Raw genomic sequence first — 2,465 nt, forward strand, 5'->3', positions numbered from 1 at the left:
AGTTAAAGAAAGTTTTGGAGCGATATATTATTTCAAAGGAAGAAGAAATAATTGCTTTTTTAGATACATCTATCCTCGGTAATTTGAGTAAAGGATCAGATGGAGTATTAGTTTGTCAATCGGGTATATATTTTAGAGAAACTTTTGTACACCTTTATTTTCCGTGGCATGTCTTTAGAAATATTCCTATTACTTTAATTTCAAATGAGTTAGAAATCGGAAAAGGAAACATATTTCATCTTCAACATGCTAGAATGTCTAGTCAAGATATTCTATTATTCATCAAGAATTTAAAACAGTATGTTAATGCGTTATATGAGGAAAATAAGTGTTCACCTAATATATGATAATATTCAATATAATCTGATGTTCATTTAATAAAATATAAAAATACGCTATACTTTTTGTAGGAATATACAGTGGTCTGACCCCATTTGGTGAGCCAAAGAAAAAACACCTAGACAACATGTTTCCTATAAGGTTTCACCTTACATGCCCATCAACTTAAGAAATGAATTGTTCTCCAATTTGAGTGAATGGGTAAAGCCTCGGATGATTATTTTGTCTGTTCTGATTAAAATGAATTTTATGTCTTTTATCTTATTTTCACCATATCTACTTATTAATATAAATGTAAGGAAATGAATTACATAAGCCCATATATTGGTTATAGAAAATTATTTTCATAAATGGGTGGGGAATCTAGCAAATACAGGAGGGGTATGTGTGTTATCAAAGTGGAAAGTAGGAATTACAGCATCTATTCTTGCACTAACGACATTTACAACGGCAGTATCAGCTGAAGAAAAACTAGTGGATCAGCCAAAATGGAAAGAATGGGTTAGGGAGCATGCAAAAAAATTAAAAGAACCAACTGCTTATACGTATGAGGATTTATCATTCTTGAAAGAAACAGTACAAGACAAACGTATCGTTCTCCTTGGTGAATCAACACATGGTTCAACAGAAATGAACCAATCAAAGATTCGTATAATTAAGTATTTACATGAAGAAATGGATTATGATGTAATTGCATTTGAATCAGGGTTTGCGGAAGCAAATACAGGGTATCAAGACTTAGATAATTTAACAGCTGAACAAGCGATGAAGAAATCTATTTCTTCTGTATGGTCTACAGAAGACGTGGAAGAATTATTTCAATACATAAAGGAACAAAAGGAAAAAGGAACACCCCTTATGGTAACGGGGTTTGACATACAAATCCCGTATAAAATTGAAAATTTTCCATTTGCAACCTTTGCTTCTGAATGGATTGAGAAGTTGAATCCTGAAGTAGCTAAGTTACTTACAGAAGCGGAAGGTGATATCTTTAAATATCGTTCTGTGTCTTCCTATAAAGAGTTTCAAGAAATGCAGACACCCCTTATAGGCAAATATGAAAGGATAGAAGAATTTATCCAACAACATAAGGATGAATTACAACAAGTGGCACCTAAATCATTATATAATGTAAATCTTTTAGAAAAGACAATTAGTACTCGTATTGATTCGCTTAAAACATATATGTCAAACCAAATGAAAGAGAAGTATAACATTCCATTTGACTACACTATTTACAATAATTTCTCATTATATTCACGTGACCAAAAGATGGCTCAAAACTTAGCATGGCTTAGTGAAATACAATATACAGGTAAAAAAATAATGGTATGGGGTCATAATTATCATATTCGAAAACAGAATTCTAAAATGATTAAGGATTTCACAAATGAATTTGGATTCGTAGGACCAAATATGATAGATTACCTGCCAAATTATATAAAGGATCAGATGTATACCATTGGTTTATTTGCGTATAGCGGAAGTAGCCTAAGCTCTGAGGACAATAAAACAATCCTATATGTAAAGGAGAAACATGAATCCAATAGTATCGAAGAAATTTTGAAAGCTGCACAACATCCACAAGTATTTGTAAATTTAAAAGGTGAGAAAAATCGTCCTGAAACATCTTGGATGTATACGCCAATAATTGCACAACATTGGGGATATAAGGATGAAATTATGATTCCAAATCAACAGTATGATGGCATTCTATGGCTAGAACATATTACACCTTCTCGGATTAAATAAAATAAAAAAGTTCGCCATTAAGATAGGATGGTGAACTGGGTTCTGTTGCAAAGTTTGAAAAAAGCGTAAACAGGTTGGTAAATACAGAACAATTTTTAGGAAGTAGCTAGTAATTGTTGAAGTTCATTGTACGTTGAAAAGTAAACGGACCTTTATTTAATACTTAAATTATCATTCCGATTTTTACCACAAATTCTTTTTAATTGTATAGCAGGTGGGAATTTTCTGTACTTATTTCGTTTTAGCTTCCATACTTTATGTATGTAGTGCATTCTTATCAATTTTCCCCATTACTTTAACTCGTAGGGGCATTAACTTTAGAACTCTGCTAATGGATAAGCAAGTTAATAATTGTACTTGAAAATGGAGTGATA

General features: G+C 31.8%; 1 protein-coding gene and 1 pseudogene. Both read left to right on the forward strand.

Annotation, left to right across the window (positions count from 1 at the left end):
- A pseudogene (locus ACFQZ1_RS13575) lies at positions 1-347 on the forward strand (hypothetical protein); the annotation flags it as partial.
- 379 nt (positions 348-726) lie between these two features.
- Entirely contained in the window at positions 727-2,091 is a 1,365-nt protein-coding gene (locus ACFQZ1_RS13580) for an erythromycin esterase family protein (protein WP_377882724.1), read from the forward strand.
- Positions 2,092-2,465: the final 374 nt, after the last annotated feature.

This window comes from Bacillus sp. CGMCC 1.60114 (genome assembly GCF_042676365.1).
Lineage (GTDB): Bacteria > Bacillota > Bacilli > Bacillales > Bacillaceae_G > Bacillus_A > Bacillus_A rhizoplanae_A.